The 18,417-nt window shown below is 65.4% G+C and carries 19 protein-coding genes; 13 read left to right on the top strand and 6 right to left on the bottom strand.

The window, feature by feature from the left end; genetic code table 11:
* Positions 1–70 precede the first annotated feature (70 nt).
* Complete coding sequence (locus AC07M1_RS12640; RefSeq protein ID WP_495162969.1) at positions 71–685, bottom strand: hypothetical protein; 615 nt, start codon at positions 683–685, stop codon at positions 71–73.
* A 110-nt stretch (positions 686–795) separates the two neighbouring features.
* Between AC07M1_RS12640 and AC07M1_RS12635 the strand changes: the two genes are divergently transcribed.
* Positions 796–2,823: an alpha/beta hydrolase gene (locus tag AC07M1_RS12635; RefSeq protein WP_495162968.1), complete on the top strand. Its 2,028-nt coding sequence runs from the start codon at positions 796–798 to the stop codon at positions 2,821–2,823.
* Here the strand turns inward: AC07M1_RS12635 and AC07M1_RS12630 are convergent.
* Entirely contained in the window at positions 2,820–3,824 is a 1,005-nt protein-coding gene (locus tag AC07M1_RS12630; RefSeq protein WP_495162967.1) for an NAD(P)H-quinone oxidoreductase, read from the bottom strand. The two genes, AC07M1_RS12635 and AC07M1_RS12630, sit on opposite strands and share 4 nt — an antisense overlap.
* A 131-nt stretch (positions 3,825–3,955) precedes the next feature.
* On the opposite strand from AC07M1_RS12630, the gene AC07M1_RS12625 reads away from it, so the two are divergent.
* Positions 3,956–4,150 (top strand): DUF1192 domain-containing protein, encoded by a 195-nt coding sequence (locus tag AC07M1_RS12625; protein ID WP_495162966.1) that lies wholly within the window; start codon positions 3,956–3,958, stop codon positions 4,148–4,150.
* 150 nt (positions 4,151–4,300) lie between these two features.
* Positions 4,301–6,625, top strand: a complete 2,325-nt coding sequence (gene clpA, locus AC07M1_RS12620) for an ATP-dependent Clp protease ATP-binding subunit ClpA (RefSeq protein ID WP_495162965.1) — start codon at positions 4,301–4,303, stop codon at positions 6,623–6,625.
* 47 nt (positions 6,626–6,672) lie between these two features.
* On the opposite strand, the gene AC07M1_RS12615 is transcribed toward clpA, so the two are convergent.
* Positions 6,673–7,248, bottom strand: coding sequence for an FMN-dependent NADH-azoreductase (locus AC07M1_RS12615; protein WP_495162964.1), 576 nt, complete (start codon positions 7,246–7,248; stop codon positions 6,673–6,675).
* A gap of 125 nt (positions 7,249–7,373) precedes the next feature.
* Here AC07M1_RS12615 and AC07M1_RS12610 point away from each other — a divergent pair, with 125 nt between their 5' ends.
* From AC07M1_RS12610 to AC07M1_RS12595, 4 genes are all read left to right on the top strand, one after another.
* Complete coding sequence (locus AC07M1_RS12610; RefSeq protein ID WP_495162963.1) at positions 7,374–7,727, top strand: winged helix-turn-helix transcriptional regulator; 354 nt, start codon at positions 7,374–7,376, stop codon at positions 7,725–7,727.
* A gap of 82 nt (positions 7,728–7,809) precedes the next feature.
* On the top strand, positions 7,810–9,501 hold the full coding sequence (locus tag AC07M1_RS12605; RefSeq protein ID WP_495162962.1) for a GGDEF domain-containing protein: 1,692 nt from the start codon (positions 7,810–7,812) through the stop codon (positions 9,499–9,501).
* 71 nt (positions 9,502–9,572) lie between these two features.
* Positions 9,573–9,785, top strand: coding sequence for a hypothetical protein (locus AC07M1_RS12600; protein ID WP_495162961.1), 213 nt, complete (start codon positions 9,573–9,575; stop codon positions 9,783–9,785).
* A gap of 46 nt (positions 9,786–9,831) precedes the next feature.
* Positions 9,832–11,532: a long-chain-fatty-acid--CoA ligase gene (locus AC07M1_RS12595; protein WP_495162960.1), complete on the top strand. Its 1,701-nt coding sequence runs from the start codon at positions 9,832–9,834 to the stop codon at positions 11,530–11,532.
* A gap of 100 nt (positions 11,533–11,632) precedes the next feature.
* On the opposite strand, the gene AC07M1_RS12590 is transcribed toward AC07M1_RS12595, so the two are convergent.
* A complete protein-coding gene (locus AC07M1_RS12590) occupies positions 11,633–12,085 on the bottom strand; it encodes a DUF6392 family protein (protein ID WP_495162959.1) in 453 nt (150 codons plus the stop codon).
* A gap of 114 nt (positions 12,086–12,199) precedes the next feature.
* Complete coding sequence (locus AC07M1_RS12585; RefSeq protein ID WP_495162958.1) at positions 12,200–13,561, bottom strand: NAD-dependent succinate-semialdehyde dehydrogenase; 1,362 nt, start codon at positions 13,559–13,561, stop codon at positions 12,200–12,202.
* Positions 13,562–13,647: 86 nt separating this feature from the next.
* On the opposite strand from AC07M1_RS12585, the gene AC07M1_RS12580 reads away from it, so the two are divergent.
* The 6 genes from AC07M1_RS12580 to AC07M1_RS12555 all read left to right on the top strand — a co-directional run bounded on the left by AC07M1_RS12580 (position 13,648) and on the right by AC07M1_RS12555 (position 17,644).
* A complete protein-coding gene (locus AC07M1_RS12580; RefSeq protein ID WP_495162957.1) occupies positions 13,648–13,893 on the top strand; it encodes an exodeoxyribonuclease VII small subunit in 246 nt (81 codons plus the stop codon).
* A complete protein-coding gene (locus tag AC07M1_RS12575) occupies positions 13,890–14,801 on the top strand; it encodes a polyprenyl synthetase family protein (protein WP_495162956.1) in 912 nt (303 codons plus the stop codon). The genes AC07M1_RS12580 and AC07M1_RS12575 overlap by 4 nt, the downstream gene beginning before the upstream one ends.
* Before the next feature lie 12 nt (positions 14,802–14,813).
* Positions 14,814–15,320, top strand: coding sequence for a pantetheine-phosphate adenylyltransferase (gene coaD / locus AC07M1_RS12570; protein WP_495162955.1), 507 nt, complete (start codon positions 14,814–14,816; stop codon positions 15,318–15,320).
* 98 nt (positions 15,321–15,418) lie between these two features.
* Complete coding sequence (locus AC07M1_RS12565) at positions 15,419–16,069, top strand: peptidylprolyl isomerase (RefSeq protein ID WP_495162954.1); 651 nt, start codon at positions 15,419–15,421, stop codon at positions 16,067–16,069.
* Between the two features lie 34 nt (positions 16,070–16,103).
* On the top strand, positions 16,104–17,153 hold the full coding sequence (gene queA / locus AC07M1_RS12560) for a tRNA preQ1(34) S-adenosylmethionine ribosyltransferase-isomerase QueA (RefSeq protein ID WP_495162953.1): 1,050 nt from the start codon (positions 16,104–16,106) through the stop codon (positions 17,151–17,153).
* A complete protein-coding gene (locus AC07M1_RS12555; RefSeq protein ID WP_495162952.1) occupies positions 17,150–17,644 on the top strand; it encodes an EF-hand domain-containing protein in 495 nt (164 codons plus the stop codon). Before queA ends, AC07M1_RS12555 begins: the two co-directional genes overlap by 4 nt.
* Positions 17,645–17,647: 3 nt before the next feature.
* On the opposite strand, the gene AC07M1_RS12550 is transcribed toward AC07M1_RS12555, so the two are convergent.
* Positions 17,648–18,412 carry a MerR family transcriptional regulator gene (locus tag AC07M1_RS12550; protein ID WP_495163247.1) on the bottom strand — a complete coding sequence of 255 codons (765 nt, stop codon included), beginning with the start codon at positions 18,410–18,412 and terminating at the stop codon, positions 17,648–17,650.
* Between the last annotated feature and the right edge of the window lie 5 nt (positions 18,413–18,417).

Below are 18,417 nucleotides of genomic sequence, written 5' to 3'. Positions count from 1 at the left end.
GGATCGCCCATCCCGCGAGCAAGGCGTCATCGACGCACCGCCATGCGGCATCGACATACGACATCCGGCCTCAGATCAGGCCGAGTTCCTCGCGACGCTTCAACACGCTGCGGTGATACAGCCAGCCCCACAGCGCGATACCGGCGACGAATAGCCAGCCCCACAAATGCCGCCAGAACGGATAGACGAACCCCTCGGTCAAATCGCGCCCGAGCTCCTTGCGCAGCAGCGCCAGCCCCTCCTCGCCCAGCGGCACCATCACCGTCTCACGCGGGGATTCCGTATAGAGGACGTGGTTCATCTCACTGAAATAGCCAAACGGCATGCCGAACAGCGTCCATTCGCGCACCGCAAACCCGAGCGACGGCCATTTCTCGCGATCCTGAAGGGTCGGCTCGAAACGCGCCTGCCCGGTCGTCACCCTCAGCATCAGCGATTCGAACTTGCTGTGGTCCACCGGCACATGCACCCCGCCTCGGAAGACGAAATAGGGCAGCTCGGCCAGCCCCGGCCCGCCGTCCGTGGGGATATCGGCCACATGGGAAACCACGCGCCGCTGATCGCTCAGCACCCACCCCCGCTCAGAGAATAACAGGATCGCCCCGAAGGCAATCACCAGCACCGCCAGTACGAAATCCCGCATTGCATCCACCCCCCGATGGCCGGACAATTCGCGTCCGCGCATTCACGCGACATACGTATTCACCCGCGCGTTCGCTTTACGCAAGGGTGCCCCCTTCCTATCGCCCGGCGATCCGTTGGCGAGGCGACCGGGCGGAGATGGGGAGGAAGCGGATGACGGGGATTGGCGGCAGGTGGCTGCGGGGTGCGATCTTCCTGATGCTTGCCTGCCTGGGTGCGGTCCATGCCGCAACCGCCGATGCCGCGCCGCGGCTGATCCGCCACGACGCCTTTCCGTCGAGCCATGTGGACGCCCGCGACGTCACCGTCTGGCTGCCCGACGGCTATGGCGAGGGCGGCCCACCGCTCCCGGTAATCTACATGCAGGATGGGCAGAATCTCCACGAGGGCGCGCGCGCGTTCGGCGGGCAGAGCTGGGGCGTCGGCGAGACCGCCGCCCGCCTGATCCGCGAGGGCAAGATCCCGCCCGTCATCATCGTCGGCATCGACAATTCGGCCGCACGGGGCCGCGAATATCTGCCCCAGCGCATCTTCGACCTGCTGCCCGAGACCAGCCGGACGATGATCCGCGATGGATGGGGCGGCAGCCCGCGGTCGGATGCTTACCTCAAGTTCCTCGTCCGCGAGCTCAAGCCGTTCATCGACCAGCATTACCGCACCCGGGCGGACCGGTCAGGGACCTTCGTCATGGGATCGTCGATGGGCGGGCTGATCTCGCTTTATGCGCAGATCCAATATCCAGAGGTATTCGGCGGCAGTGCGTCGCTGTCGATGCACTGGCTGCTGGGCAATTCAGGCAAGCCGCTGCCCGAGGCGCCGCTCTATACCGGTCAGGTGCTGCGCGCGTTCGAGACGCAGATCGCGCTCGCGCACCTCTCGCCCGAGCGGCACCGTATCTATGTCGACCGGGGCACCGAGACGCTGGACGCGCGCTACACGCCCTATACCGCGCCGTTCGAGGCGTTCATGCGCCGCGCCGGCTGGACCGCTACGTTCCGAAGCCGCGTCTATCCTGGGACCGATCACAGCGAGAAGGCGTGGGCCGCACGGCTGGCCGATCCGCTGACCTTCCTGCTCGCGCCGGACGACACTTCCGAAACCAGGGTCGAAGCCGACCGGCTAGCGCAGATGCGCGCGGCACGGACGCCCGACGATTATCTGCTCGGGAAGTTTCGCAGCGCCGACGTCGTCCTGCTCGGCGAGGATCATGCGGTCCGGCAGAGCGTGGCCTTCGTCGCCAACGCGATTCCGAAGCTCTACGCCGCCGGGATCACCAACCTGGTCATGGAGTTCGGCGCGGAGGAGGATCAGGCCCGGCTCGACCGGCTGGTGACGGCACCCGCCTATGACGCAGCAGCCGCCCGCGCGCTGATGTTCAACTATAACGTCATGTGGAGCTGGCAGGACTATCGCGACCTCTATCGCGCGGTGTGGGCGTTCAACCGCAGCCTGCCCAAGGGCAAGCCGCCGTTCCGCATCGTCAATATGAGCTATATCTTCGATTGGAGCGGCTTCACGGGCACCCGTACGCCCGAGACGCTGCGACAGGTCTTCCCGCGCGGGATGGTCGACCAGTTCCGCGCCGAACGGATAGCCCGCGAGGTGCTGGATAAGGGACAGAAGGCGCTGGTGCTGACCGGCACGCTCCACGCCTTCACCCGCTTTGCCGCCGGGCAGACACAAAGCGACGGCGAGGGATTTTGCCAGCGATCCGCCAACGCGCTCGGCAACCGGCTGCATGCGGCCTATGGCAGCCGGATTACCAACGTGATGCTGCACCAGTCATTGCCCGCGCTTCCAGGCCGCCGCGATTTCTTCGAGCAGCCGGGCGACGGCGCGGTCGAACGGATCATGCGGCTGAACGGCAATCGTCCGGCGGGGTTCGACCTGCGCGGCGCCCCGATGGGGTCGATCCGCGACTATAGCCATTACAGCATGTGCGACCGCGACTTCACCCTGGCGGACCTGTTCGACGGCTATATCTTCCTGGCGCCGTTCAAGGATCTGCGTGCCGCGACGCCGGACGCCGGGTTCGTCGATGAGGCGAACCTCGAACGCGCGATCGAGCAGTTTCCCGACCCGGACTGGTCGCCACGTCCGGCGAACCTGGGCCAAGTCCGCACCCACCTGCTCGACATGGCGAAGCAGATCGACGCGCGCTACGCGGCGCTCGCCGACTAGGCGCCGGTCACCAGCACGATCTTGCCCATATGCGCGCCGCTTTCCATGTGGCGGTGCGCCTCGGCCGCCTCGGCCAGCGGGAAGGTACGGTCGATCACCGGCTTCAGCTTCCCCGCCTCGACATGTGGCCACACGTTGCGCGACAGTTCGTCCGCGACCAGCCCCTTGAACGCCGTGTCGCGGGCGCGCAGCGTCGATCCCGTCAATGTCAGGCGGCGGCGCATGATCTCGAATATCGGAACGGTCGCCTGCATCCCGCCCTGTGCCGCGATCGAGACGTGGCGACCGTCATCGGCCATGCAGCGGATGTTGCGCGCGACATAGTCGCCCCCGACCATGTCGAGAACGACATCGGCGCCGCGCCCGTCGGTGATTTCCTTCACCCGCGCGACGAAATCCTCAGTCTTGTAATTGATCACGTGATCGGCGCCGTGCGCCAGGCACGCCGCGACCTTGTCGTCACTGCCCGCGGTCACGATCACCTTCACCCCGAACAGGTTGCAGAGCGAGATCGCCATCGTCCCGATCCCGCTGGTGCCGCCATGGATCAGCGCGGTCTCACCCTCGGTCGCATAACCGCGCTCGAACAAATTGGTCCAGACGGTGAACAGCGTCTCAGGCATTGCCGCCGCCTCGACCAGCGTCAGCTCATCCGGCACCGTCAGGCACTGGACGGCCGGCGCGACGGCATATTCAGCGTAACCGCCGCCCGCGATCAGCGCGCAGATGCGCTGGTGCATCATCTCTGCCGGGACACCCTCACCCATCGCCACCACTTCGCCCGCGACCTCAAGGCCCGGAATCGACGTCACGCCCGGCGGCGGCGGATAGGCGCCGAGCCGCTGGACGACGTCGGGCCGGTTCACGCCTGCCGCGGCGACACGGATCAGCACCTCTCCCGCGCCCGGCTGGGGCACCGGACGCTGCACGGGGGTCAGCACCTCGGGACCGCCCGGTACCTCCGGATCAATGGCCGTCATCTGCTGTGGCACGCTCGTCATGCTGTTCCCCCTTGGTCCATGAATCGGGTGCTGAAGCCACGACGTCAAGGCTTCAACCACCTTATCTATCACCAGTTTATGCTGCCCGGCCCGCTTGACTTTACCCAAATGGCATCCGACGCTGCAGTGCAATGGACGAGGCCGATCTTCCCCGTCGCAAGGACGACCCCGCCGCGCAGCTCGCCCGGCAAGACCTTGACCCCTTTTCGGTCGAGGAACTGGCGGAGCGCATCCAGCTGCTTGAAGCCGAAATCGTTCGCAGCCGACAAAAGATGGAACGCGCCGTTAACCATCGCGCAAGCGCTGACGCTCTATTCAAGCGATGAGCGTAGGACCGGGGATCGGGCGGAACGCCATGAACTCCGACACGAGGCTCACAGCGCTTGATGCGCCAGTGGTTGATGCTGAGGCCCGCACTTCCAACATTGGAAAAGACGGGCCGCATATCCTGATGGCCCGACTGGAGTTGTATCCGAATGCCTAGTTTCGCCTCCGCCCTGGAATCGACCCTCCACCGCGCTTTGGAAGCAGCAAGCTCGCGCCGCCACGAATATGCGACGCTCGAGCATCTGCTGCTGGCGCTGGTCGACGATGAGCACGCCTCGAAGGTGATGAGCGCGTGCGGCGTGGACCTGGACGAGCTCAAGACCACCGTCGCGCACTACCTCGATACCGAGCTTCAGGCGCTGCGCGTCGATCAAGCGACCGACCCCTCGCCCACCAGCGGGTTCCAGCGCGTCGTCCAGCGCGCGATCCTGCACGTCCAGTCCTCGGGCCGCGACGAGGTGACCGGTGCCAATGTGCTGGTCGCGCTGTTCAGCGAGCGGGAGAGCTATGCCGTCTATTTCCTGCAGCAGCAGGATATGAGCCGCCTCGATGCCGTGAGCTTCATCAGCCATGGCGTCGGCAAGGGCGCGACCCCGGCCGACACCTCGCCGCCCAAGGGCGCGATGGAGGAAGAGAAACCGGCGAAGAACGAGGGCGGGAAGAAGAGCGAGAGCGCGCTCAAGCAATTCACCGTCGACCTCAACGAGAAGGCCAAGGCCGGCAAGGTCGATCCGCTGATCGGCCGCGGGCCGGAAGTCGACCGCACCGTCCAGATCCTATGCCGCCGCTCCAAGAACAACCCGCTCTATGTCGGCGATCCCGGCGTCGGCAAGACCGCGATTGCGGAAGGCCTCGCGCGGAAAATCGTCGAGGGCGACGTGCCCGAGGTGCTCAAGGAAGCCGTGATCTACTCGCTCGACATGGGCGCGCTGCTTGCTGGCACCCGCTATCGCGGCGATTTCGAGGAGCGGCTGAAACAGGTCGTGTCGGAGCTTGAGAAGCTACCGCACGCGGTGCTGTTCATCGACGAGATCCACACGGTGATCGGCGCGGGCGCGACCAGCGGCGGCGCGATGGACGCGTCGAACCTGCTTAAGCCGGCGCTGTCGGGCGGATCGATCCGCTGCATCGGTTCGACCACCTACAAGGAATTCCGCAATCACTTTGAGAAGGACCGCGCGCTGCTGCGCCGGTTCCAGAAGATCGACGTCAACGAGCCGACGATTGAGGATACGATCAAGATCCTCGCCGGTCTGCGCACCGCGTTCGAGGATCATCACAAGGTCAAATACACCCCCGACGCGATCAAGTCGGCGGTGGAGCTGAGCTCGCGCTACATCAACGACCGCAAGCTGCCCGACAAGGCCATCGACGTGATCGACGAGGTCGGCGCGATGCAGATGCTGGTGCCGCCGTCCAAGCGCAAGAAGACGATCACCCCCAAGGAGATCGAGGCGGTGATCGCGACGATGGCGCGCATTCCGCCGAAATCGGTCTCGACCGACGATACCAAGACGCTCGCCAATCTCGAGACCGACCTCAAGCGTGTCGTGTTCGGGCAGGACAAGGCGATCGAAGTGCTCGCTTCGGCGATCAAGCTCAGCCGGGCCGGCCTGCGTGATCCCGAAAAGCCGATCGGCAACTATCTGTTCACCGGCCCGACCGGTGTCGGCAAGACCGAGGTGACCAAGCAGCTCGCCGAGCTGCTGGGCATCCCGCTCCAGCGCTTCGACATGTCCGAATATATGGAGCGCCATTCGGTGAGCCGCCTGATCGGCGCGCCTCCGGGCTATGTCGGCTATGATCAGGGCGGCCTGCTCACCGATGCGATCGACCAACAGCCGCATTGCGTCCTGCTGCTCGACGAGGTCGAGAAGGCGCATCCGGACCTGTTCAATATCCTGTTGCAGGTGATGGACAACGGCAAGCTGACCGATCACCACGGCAAGACCGTCGATTTCCGCAACGTCATCCTGGTGATGACGACCAATGCCGGCGCGTCCGACATGGCGCGCGAGAGCATCGGTTTCGGCGAGATGAGCCGCGAGGACGTTCAGGAAGACGCGGTGAAGAAGCTCTTCACCCCCGAATTCCGCAACCGCCTCGATGCGATCGTGCCGTTCGACTATCTGCCGCCCAAGGTGGTCGAGCGGGTGGTGGAGAAGTTCATCCTCCAGCTCGAGCTCCAGCTGGCCGATCGTAGCGTGCATATCAGCCTCGACGATGCGGCCAAGGCGTGGCTCACCGAGCGCGGCTATGACAAGCTCTATGGCGCGCGTCCGATGGGCCGCCTGATCCAGGAGAAGATCAAGCAGCCGCTGGCCGAGGAGCTGCTGTTCGGCAAGCTCGTCCATGGCGGCGAGGTCGAGGTGAAGCTGAAGGACGGCGCGCTGACCTTCGCGATCACCCCCGCGGCGCCCAAACCGCCGAAGAAGGGCGGCGGCAAGAAGACCGTCGCGGCCAAGGCCAAGTAACGAAATGGGGCGGGAGTGATCCCGCCCCATTCTTCATCCAGCCCTGCTCAGGCCGCCAGCGCAACAGCGGAAAGGTTGCGGGCTGCCTCAAGCGCCGCCGCCATGCCCGTCACGCGGGCTTCGTCCCCCATCGCCAGTCCCTCGGCCACGATGAATTCGGGCGTGATCCCGATGAAGCCGAACACCGCCTTGAGATAAGTCTCGGCATGTTCGAACGCCGCTGCGGGCGAGCCTTCGCCGTAGACGCCACCACGCGTCAGCGCGACGATCACGCGCTTGTCCCCGGCAAGCCCCTCCGGTCCCTCGGTGCCATAGCGAAAGGTCTGGCCGCTGATCAGGATGCGGTCCAGCCATGCCTTGAGCTGGCTGGGGATGCCGAAATTGTAGAAGCCCGCGCCGATCACGACGACATCCGCCGCCAGAAAGGCCTGGAGTTCAGCATTGGCCGCCGGATCACCGAGGATATCGAGCGTCAGATGTGACAAGGGCCGCGCGGCCAGATCGTGATAAATGGTTTCGATCGCCGGGTTTTCGGTACCCAACCGCTCGACGACGGCGGCGCTGATCGCGCGGCTTGCCGAAACCTGGCCAGTGATGCTTGAATCGATGTGAAGCAGTTTCATGGGTCAATTTTCCTGGTCTGGATTTGTGACCAGGGCTAGCTATGTAACCACCCCAAGCGCGCCAAGAACGCATATTTTTGAGGCTAGGTCACATGCCTATGACTCCCAACTCCCCCTCTCATTCCTTGGGACGCCGTGAATGCCAGACGATCACCGGCATCCTCGCGCGCATCGGCGACAAATGGACAGTCCTGGTGGTGATGACGCTGTATCAGCGGCCGCATCGCTTCAACGAACTCAAGCGTGCGGTCGAGGGGATCTCGCAGCAGATGCTGACCCGTACCGTAAAGGCGCTTGAGCGCGACGGTCTAGTCGCGCGGACCGTTCACCCCACCGTGCCGCCACAGGTGGAGTACCGGCTCACCGATCTTGGCCATTCGCTGTCCGAGCCGATCCTGCAGCTCGGCGGCTGGGCATCGGGTAACCTTACCGCCATCTACGCCAATCGTGACCGCTACGACCGCGCCAACCCCGGATGAGGGCTGATCCCCACCCGAAGAAACCTTTCCGACACAAGATTCCATTTACCAGTTGTTCGGGTCCTGTGCGTAGACCTCCGTCATGGTTCGTGGCTTTGCCGCCCTCCTCGGAACGCTGCTCGCGGCGCTGATGCTGCTCGCGGCCCCGGCGCGCGCCCAATTCGCGAATCTCGGTGCCGGCCAGGTGGGTCAGCCACTCAGCGTTTGCGTGCTGCGCGCGCAACCAGGCGACGATCCGGCGAGACTGATCCGCGAACCGCAACGCTTCGATTGCACGACCAAACAGACCGCCTTTGGACCGGGCGACTATTGGGTGATCTCCAACCCGATCGGAAAGCTCTCCACGTTTGACGACCCGCTCGTCGCCCGGCTCGGCAGCGTCTGGCAACAGCGGCTGAGCCTGCACATCCTCTTTGCCGATGGCCGATTGGCGACGATGGCCGACGACAATCGCGGCATCACCAAGCGCATCCAGTTGGGCGCAATCGTCCAATACCCGATCCCCCACACCCATGCCCCCGTCCAACGGCTGATGTGGCATGTCGAGGGCGCGGGGAACCTGCGCGGGATCGTGATCGGCGCGCGTATCGCGACCAAGGCGGGCAGCGATCGCGCCAACCTGGTCATGGCGGCGATCTACAGCGGCTTCGGCGGCCTCGCGCTCGCGCTGCTGATCTACAATCTCGCGCTCTGGGCCTCGCTCCGGTACCGATTTCAGCTCGCCTATTGCGTCATGGTTGCCGCGCTGCTGGCCTATGCTTACACATCATCGGGCGCGATGGCGTGGATGGTGCCGGACATCGCCAACAACGATCGACTCCGCCTCAACTATCTGTTGCTCACCCTTGCCAGCGCCTCGGCGCTGCTGTTCGCCCGCGCCTTTTTCGAAGAGCATGTCTTCGGTCCGCGGTTGCGGCTGCTGATCCGTGCGACCGTGGCGGTGCTGATCGGCACCGGGGTCTTCTTCGTCACCTTCGCCCCCCTGGGCGTCCAGATCGTCGACCGCGTCTATTCCTGGGTGTTCTTCGGCGTCTTGATCTGCGTCGCGGCGACATTGTGGAGTGCCTGGCGCGGGCGATCCAATTTCCTGTGGGTGTTCGCGCTGGCCTGGGCGTTGCCGATCTTCGCCGCCAGCCTTCGCACCTTCGCCAATCTGGGGCTGATCCGCTGGAACTTCTGGCTCGACAATTCGACGATCCTGTCGATGGCGGCGGAGGCGCTGATCTCCTCGGTCGCGATCGCCTATCGTATTCGCCTGCTCAGCCATGAGCGCGACGCCGCGGTCGCGGCCGAAACCGTCGCCCGCCGCCTTGCCGATACCGATCCGCTCACCGGCCTGCTCAACCGCCGGTCTTTCCTGGCCCAGGCGATCGGTCGGCCGGGCGCGCAGACGTTGCTGATCCTCGACCTCGACCATTTCAAGCAGGTCAACGACACGCTCGGCCATGACGGCGGGGACGAAGTGCTGCGTGTCGTCGCCCGCACCCTGCGCACGATCGCGCCCACCGGCGCACTGATCGCTCGCTTCGGCGGAGAGGAATTCGCGATCGTCACCGCGATGGCCGAGCCCGTCGATCCCGACACGATCCTGGCCCGCCTGCGCGCGACGCGGATGCCGTTCGACCTGCGCGTTACCGCGAGCATCGGGACCGCCACCGGATCGCTTGCCGCCGAAGCAGACTGGAAGACCCTCTATCGCGCCGCCGACACGGCATTGTTCGCGGCCAAATCGGCGGGGCGCGACCGCGTCCGCGCCGCGTCGAAAGCCGCCTGATCCGCGCCCAATTCAGTTGCCGTTCAGCCGGCGGCTGCGTAATGGCCCGCGGCGCAGGGAGGCCGCTTAGGATGGACAGTTTCAGCAAGCGCAGGATCGCTCTCGCCGGTGGCGGCGCCGCGTTGCTGGCGCTCTCCGCGATGCACCACCCCTCCGCGAACATTCACATCGTCACGCATGACGTGACCGACGTCGCGCCCCACAAATTCCAGGCGGCGCTCGACTTCGGCGTCATGGCCGTCTCGGTACTCTATACCTGGACGGCGAAGGGTTCGCGCCGCTGATTTTCGCCGCGTTGACACGCCGGACGAGTTGCTTACACCTGTGTCAATGAGCGATCCCGAGCAGGTCTGGCGTACCGCCTATCGTCATCCCGGTCCCTGGGATCAGGTCTTGCCCCCGCTGTCGATGGCGACCGCTTTCGATGACTCGGCCCGTCGGATGGGCAATGCGCCTTTGCTCGACTTCATGGGCCGGCATTACAGCTATGCCGAGACGCTCGACGGCGCCAACCGCGTCGCCTGCGGCCTCAAGGCGCTGGGCTATGGTCCGGGCGACCGCATCGGCCTGTTCCTGCCCAACGTCCCCCACTATGTCGCCGCCTATTACGGCATCCTCAAGCTCGGCGCGACGGTCGTAAACTTCTCACCGCTCTACTCGGTCGAGGAACTCGAAGCCCAGGTCGAGGATTCGGGCACCCGCCTGCTCTTTACGATCAGCGCCACCGCGCTTCTCCCGACCGCGCTCAAGGTGCTGGAGGCGAGCAGTCTCGAGCGGCTCGTCGTCGGTTCGGTCGCGGGTGCGCTGCCCCCCGCCAAGTCGCTGCTCTACCGCTGGTTCAAGGCCAAGGAAGTCGCGGAGAAGCCCGACGATCCGCGCATCATCGCCTTCTCCAAGCTCATCGCGAACGACGGCGCGTGCGAAACCGCGACGATCGATCCCGAGACGCACCTCGCGCTGATCCAATATACCGGCGGCACGACCGGCGTGCCCAAGGGCGCGATGCTCACGCATCAGAACCTGACCGCCAATGCGCGGCAGGTGGCGAAGCTCGACCCGGAACTGGGCACGACCAAGGACAAGGTGCTGGGCGTGCTGCCATTCTTCCATGTCTTCGCCAACACCTGCGTGCTCAACCGCACCGTCATCACCGGCGGCGAGATCGTGATGCTCCCGCGCTTCGATGCGGCGCAGGCGCTCGCCGCGATCACGCGCACCCGCCCGCTGGCGTTGCCCGGCGTGCCGACCATGTTCCAGGCGCTGCTCGACCACCCCAACTCGACATCGACCGACTGGTCGAGCCTCAAATACTGCATCTCGGGCGGCGCGCCGCTTCCGGCCGAGCTCAAGACCCGCTTCGAGGCCGCAACCGGCGCCAAGCTGATCGAGGGCTATGGCCTGTCCGAAAGCTCGGGCGTGGTCTCCGCCAACCCCTATGTCGCCGAGGGCAAGTCGGGCACGATCGGCCAGCCGATCATCGCCACCCATGTGCGGCTGGTCGACAAGGAGGATCCATCCAAGCCCGCCCCCGAAGGCGAACCGGGCGAGATCGTCCTGGCCGGGCCACAGATGATGCAGGGCTATTGGGACCGGCCCGAAACCGACGACAGCACCTTCACCGTCGATGCCAGCGGCCAGCGCTGGCTGCGCACCGGCGATGTCGGCCAGATCGACGAAGACGGCTTCATCAAGATCGTCGATCGCCTCAAGGACATGATCGCCGTCGGCGGCTTCAAGGTCTTCCCCAAACATATCGAGGAAGTGCTCTACCGCCATCCCGCGGTGAAGGAGGCGCTGGTGGTCGGGATGCCCGATGCCTATCGCGGCGAGACCCCGCGCGCCTATGTCGCGCTCAACGACGATGCCGAAGCGGTGACAGGCAATACGCTGCGCGACTGGCTCAATCCGCAGCTCGGCAAGCACGAGCGCGTCGACGCCGTGGTGATCCGCGAGAAGCTGCCCAAGACGATGATCGGCAAGCTCAGCCGCAAGGACCTGCTGATCGAGATCGCGACAGAGGCCAGCGTCTAGGCCACGCAGCGAATTACGCTCCCGATATTTGCCAGCTTTCGGGCACCACTAACGGAGTACTGAATGACCGAATCTGGGTAGGAAGCAGCCGCCAGAATCCTCAACCCGGCTCGGGCAAGGGCATCACGGTAACTTGCGAAATGCAATCGACCGTAGCGTTGTATTGGAAGTGGACCTTTCGACCTTCGTGAATGAACCAATCCCAGGGATAAACAATGAGCGGATGGTCCATGAATGTACGATCGTTGCTAGCGACAGGCGGCCCCATCACTTCGCGAACTGCGCATCTTGAGCTTTCGAATGTGAGGCCAGCAGGCAACTCCCCTGCATACTCCTCATAAGACATCTCGTTCTTCGCGCCGAAGAACTGAACACTATTGCACGTATCGTTCCAATCTATCAGCACGCAAACACCGCGGCTGGGTAGCTCTATGTACCGGTCTAGTCCGAACTCAAGGTCGTCCGGCGCCGGTCGGGGCGGCACAACAACCGGATAGCCAAGCACCGAAACAAACTGTGAAAGGTGTTTGCCGAGAAGTCGTGATTCAATCATTCCCATCTAATATCGCGAAGTCAGCCGATATCCGCAACGGATCGTATCCGGAATGTCGGCTTCCAGGCGAAGACGCCGAAAAATGTCGAAGGCCCGCTGACCGGCCCCCTCTACCTACTCCGCCAGCATCACCGCCTTCAGGTTCATGAACTCATGGAGTCCCCATGGCCCAAGCTCGCGGCCATGGCCCGACAGCTTGACGCCGCCGAACGGCGCCTCGGGAGTCGAGGCGAGCAGCTGGTTCACCGCGGTCATCCCGCTTTCGATATCGCGTACGAAGCGGTCGATTTCCGCCTGATCGCGGGTCCACACACTCGATCCGAGGCCGAACGGCACGTCATTGGCCAGCGCGATCGCCGCGTCGATATCGTCCGCGCGGAACACCATCGCGACCGGACCGAAAATCTCCTCCTGCGCGAAATCGGCATCGGGATCGACATGGGTGAGCACGCCCGCACCCATCCATGCGCCGTCGCGGTCGATCTTCGCGCCGCCCACTAGTATCGCGCCGTCCGCAACGGCTCGCGCGATCTGCTCCAGCACCGTATCGCGCTGCTCGATGCTCGATAGCGGGCCCATCTCCACCCCGTCCGCCATCGGGTCGCCGATCTTCACCGCCAGCATCGCCGCAGTGAACTTCTCCAGGAACGCGTCATGGATATCGGCGTGGACGATCATCCGCTTGGCGCAGATGCAGCTCTGCCCGGCATTCTGGACGCGTGCCTTGACCGCGGTCTTCACGGCCAGATCGAGATCGGCCGAGGGCATGACGATGAACGGGTCAGACCCACCCAGTTCCAGTACCACCTTCTTGAGTGCCCGGCCCGCCGCCTCCGCGACCTTGGCGCCCGCGCCCTCGCTCCCGGTCAGTGTAACCGCGGCGACGCGCCTGTCGGCGATGATCCGCGACACCTTATCCGACTTGATCGGCAGATTCTGGAACACGCCGTCAGGTGCGCCTGCGGCGCCCACCATCTGCTGGATCAGCGCGGCGCAGCCCTGGGTCAGCGACGCGTGCTTGAGCAGCCCGACATTGCCCGCCAGGATCGTCGGCGCCAGCCAGCGTACCACCTGCCAATAAGGAAAATTCCACGGCATCACCGCCAGGATCGGCCCCAGCGGCAGCCAATGTCCCACTGCACGTCCCGTGGCGGTCTTCGTCTCGACCGGCGCGAGATAGTCCGGCCCCTTGGCGACATAATGGCGGAACCCCGCGATGCATTTCTCCACCTCGGCAATCGCGGAGGCCAGCGTCTTGCCCATCTCCAGCGTCGCGATCTCGGCGAGATGGTGTTTGTTCGCCTCGAACTGGTCCGCGATGGCCGTCAGCAGCGCGGTGCGCTGAACGATATCGCTCACGCGCCAGGAGCGGTACGCGGCGTGCGCCCGCACGAGTGCCGCCTCGATCCCCTCATCGTCCAGCGCCTCGAACCGCGCGCCCTCCTTGCCGGTCGCCGGGTTGATGCTGATGAACATGGCAGGTCTCCTTCACGGCCAATGTAGGGGCGCCGAGGCGATAGCGGGAGGTTGAATTGGTTCGGCCCACAGCGCATAGCGGCGCCATGACCGAGGGGACCGACATCGCCGCGCTTTCGTTCGAGGATGCGCTGAAAGAACTCGAACGCATCGTCTCCCGCCTCGAGAGCGGCGACGCCCTGCTGGACGAGGCGATCGCGCTCTACGAACGCGGCGACGCGCTGCGCAAGCAATGCGCAGCCCGGCTCGACGCGGCGCAGGCCCGGATCGAGGCGATCCGCGCCGATGCAGACGGCAACGTCGCCGGCACCACGCCCTTCGCGGCAGGATGAACTCGACGGTGGCCAGCGCGAGCATCGCACTCGAATCGGCGATGCGCGACGTTGCGGACGAGATCGACCGCCAGTTCGACCTGCTGCTCGCCATCCCGACCGATTCGCGCGCGCGCCTCTACGCCGCGATGCGTCACGCCGCGATCGGCGGCGGCAAGCGGTTGCGTCCGTTGCTGACCTTCGCCACCGCGCGTCTGTTCGCCGTCGACCCGGTCTGCGCGGCGCGCGCCGCCACCGCGGTCGAGTGTATCCATGTCTATTCGCTGATCCATGACGACCTGCCGGCGATGGACAATGACGATCTGCGCCGAGGCAAGCCGACCGTCCATCGCGCCTTTGACGAGGCGACCGCGATCCTCGCCGGCGACTGCCTCCATGCGCTCGCGTTCGAGGTGCTGGCCGATCCCGCCACCCATGCCGATCCCTTCGTCCGTGCCGAGCTGATCGCCGAACTGGCGCGCGCGGCCGGCCCGGCTGGCATGGCGGGTGGGCAGATGATGGATCTGGTGGCGGAGCAGTCGAACTTCGATCTCGCCACGGTCACGCGCTGCCAGGCACTCAAGACCGGCGCGCTCATCGCCTGGTCGGTGGAAGCCGGCGCGATCCTGGGCCGCGTCCCGCCCGAGGGGCGCACCGGCCTTCGCGGCTATGCGCGCGACATCGGTCTCGCCTTCCAGATCGCCGACGACCTGCTCGACGTCGAGGGCGATGAGGAAGCCGCAGGCAAGAAGCTGCGCAAGGACGCCGACGCGGGCAAGGAAACCTTCCTCTCGCTGCTCGGCCCCGACCGCGCGCGCGAACAGGCGCGTCTGCTTGTCGATCAGGCGATCGAGCATCTCCACGCCTATGGCGAGGAAGCCGACCTACTTCGCGACATCGCCCGCTACGTGCTCGAACGCGACCGCTAAGGGAGCCCATCCATGACCATCCGCACCGGCGTATATCCCGGCACCTTCGATCCGATCACGCTTGGCCATATGGATATCATCCGGCGCGGCGCGAAGCTGGTCGATCGACTCGTGATCGGCGTCACCACCAACCCGTCCAAGAATCCGATGTTCACCGTCGAGGAACGGATGGCGATGGTGAAGCGCGAGGTTTCGGGCATCGCGGGTGAGATCCATGTCGTCAGCTTCGATTCGCTGCTGATGGACTTCGCCGAACGCGAAGGGGCGAGCATGATCGTCCGCGGCCTGCGCGCGGTCGCCGACTTCGAGTACGAATATCAGATGGCCGGCATGAACCAACAGCTGAACAGCCGGATCGAGACCGTCTTCCTGATGGCCGATGTCTCGCTCCAGCCGATCGCCAGCCGGCTGGTCAAGGAAATCGCGATGTTCGGCGGCGAGATCGCCAAGTTCGTGCCACCCATAGTGCGCGATGAGGTCTCGGCACGGGTGGAAGTGATCGGGCGCAAGGGTTCCTAGGCCTCGCCGGCCCTATTTCCGCCACCCGGCGCAATCATTTTGCCGCCGCGCGCGAATTGCTCTAAGCCGCTGCAACTTCCTGTCCCGTGAGGATATCGATGCGTTTTGTTGCCCTGATGCTTGCCTTTGTGGCGTCGCTCTTCGCCTTGCCGGCAAGCGCGCAATATGTGCCCGGCCCCGAGGGGCGCGCGACGCCGCCCGCGACGACCGACAAGGAGAATCTGTGGATTCTCGACCTGTCGACCGGTGGCCGCGTCACCATCTGGTTGCGCCCCGACGTCGCACCCAAGATGGTCGAGCGGGTCAAGGAACTGACCCGCAAGAAATTCTATGACGGGCTCCCCTTCCACCGCGTGATCGAAGGCTTCATGGCGCAAGGTGGCGACCCCAAGGGCGACGGCACCGGCGGCTCCGAGCAGCCCGACCTCACCAAGGAATTCAACTACCTCCCCCATGTTCGCGGTGCGGTGTCGGCCGCGCGCGCGGAGAGCGAGGACAGCGCCAACAGCCAGTTCTTCATCATGTTCGTGCCCCGGCTCGCGCTCGACCAGAAGTACACGGTGTTCGGCCGCGTGCTCGACGGGATGCAATATGTCGACGCGATCCCGCGCGGCGAGCCGCCTGCGGACCCCGCCAAGATCGTCCATGCCTATATCGCCGCGGACAACCCCCCGGCCTATGCCCCGCCACCGCCGCCCGCGCCGGTGCAGGAACCCGCCGCGCTTCCGCCCGGCCCCGGCAAGAAGTGATCGATCGCCCGGCACCGCCGGGCGTTGAGGCCCAATGAACGTCGACCTGTTCGATTTCGAGCTGCCGCCGGAGCGGATCGCGCTCCGTCCGGCCTTGCCGCGCGATTCGGCGCGATTGCTGTTGCTCGACGGTGCCGGCGATTCAGGGCATACCGAAGACCGCACCGTCGGCGATCTCCCCGCGCTGCTCGCACCCGGCGATCTGCTCGTCTTCAACGATACGCGCGTCATCCCCGCCCAGCTCGAGGGAACCCGCGGCGAAGCGAAGATCGGCGCCACACTCCATAAGCGCGAAGGGCCGCGCCACTGGATCGCCTTCATCCGCAACGCCAAGCGGCTGCGCGTCGGCGAGACCATCGACTTCGGTAACGGCGTCACCGCGACCGCCGAAGCGCGCCACGAGGATGGAAGTTTTACCCTGCTCTTTCCCGGCGATGAGCCGGTCGAGCTGCTGCTCCAGCGTGCCGGGCGGATGCCGCTCCCACCTTATATCGCCGCCAAGCGGCCGACCGACGCGCGCGACGCCGACGATTACCAGACCATGTTCGCGAACGAACCGGGCGCCGTCGCGGCACCCACTGCCGCGCTGCACTTCACGCCCGGCCTCATGGCCGCGCTCGAAACCGCTGGAATCGGGCACACCACCCTCACCCTTCATGTCGGCGCGGGCACCTTCCTGCCGGTCAAGGCGGACGATACCGACGACCACCGGATGCACGCCGAATGGGGCCGCATCGACGCCGCGACCGCGGACCGGCTCAACGCCGTCCGCGCCAAGGGTGGCCGGGTGATCGCGGTCGGCACCACCAGCTTGCGCCTGATCGAGAGCGCCACCGGCGAGGACGGTGTGATCCGCCCGTTCGAAGGCGACACCGCGATCTTCATCACGCCGGGCTACCGCTTCCGTGGCATTGACGGCCTCGTCACCAACTTCCATTTGCCGCGCTCGACCCTGTTCATGCTGGTCTCCGCGCTGATGGGGCTGGACCGGATGCAGGCCGCCTATGCCCACGCTATTGCGGAGGGCTACCGCTTCTATAGCTATGGCGATGCCAGCCTGCTCGTGCCCGGAAAGACCGCATGATCCTCTTCACCCTCGCCATAGCCCTTGCCGCGCAGCAGCAGCCCCCCGCACCGGGCGTGCCGCTTCAGGCCCCGCAGCCCGGCTCCGAGCCGATCCCGCTGATGATCGCCGAACCGGTCGCGATGGCGATCGCCGCGTTCGATACGGACGGCGACGGCATCGTCACCCGCACCGAATATGACGCGGGCGTGGGCAAGAGCTTCGACGCCATAGCGAAGGGGCAGGCTTCGATCGGCTATATCCAGTTCGGCGACTGGTCGGAGCGCTGGCTGGGCAACCGCAACGCGCTGCCCAGCCCGTTCGAGGTTGACCAGGACGGCGACAACCGCATCAGCCTGGGTGAACTGCGGGCTCGCTTCGCCCTGTTCTTCACGCGGTTCGACCGCGACAAGAACGGCGCGATCACGCGCGCCGAGCTGCTCACCACCCGCCCGGTGCCGCAACCCGGCGGACGTCCAGGCGACGAGGATCGCCGCCCGAAACGCCGTTAGGATCTAAAGCGATCGATCAGCGTAGATCGCCATCGCCTCGGCGATGAACGCCGCCGTTCCGGGCAGCGCGCCATCGTCATAGGTCCCCCGGAACTCCGGGTTCTCGACATAGAAGCGACCCAGCCCCGCGAACGCCTTCGCGTCGGGGGTCCAACTGTGACAGACCCAGGTATAGTGCCGGGCCGTCACCGCCTGCGCTTCGTCCGATCCCGGCTCGACGCGTTCGGCGAACAGCCGCCGGAAGTCGCTCTTGATCGCCTCCATCTCGGCCCGGATCGCCGCGACCTCCTCCTTCGAGAAGTTTCGCGCCTTGGCCTGCGCCGCCTTCACCGCGTCCTCGCCCCAGAAGCTCTTGGCCTCGTTTTCCCAGCGTTCGCGGGTCTCGGGCGCGATGCCGGCATAATAGTCGCTGTCTTCCATCGTCTCATCCTTTTCGAGCGACGCGATCGTGCGGTCGATCGTGCGGATGAGGTCGCGATACTGGTCGATCCGCGCCGCCAGCGCGGTGCGGTGGCCCTTCAACGCCACCAGCGGATCGAAGCCGGGATCGTCGAGGATCGAACCGATCTCGCCGAGCGCCAGCCCCAGTTCGCGATAGAACAGGATCTGCTGCAGCCGCAGCAATTCCGTCCGGCCATAATAGCGATAGCCATTGGCCCCGACATGCGCCGGCTTGAGCAGGCCGATCGCATCATAATGGTGGAGCGTGCGCACACTGATTCGCGCCGCCTTCGCCACTTGCCGTACCGTTCGCATGTCGTTCCTCATCTTCA

The sequence above is a fragment of the Sphingomonas sp. GW821-FHT10C01 genome (genome assembly GCF_059415525.1).
The sequence above is the reverse complement of the archived record's forward strand: the minus strand, read 5'-3'. Positions and strand labels throughout refer to the sequence as shown.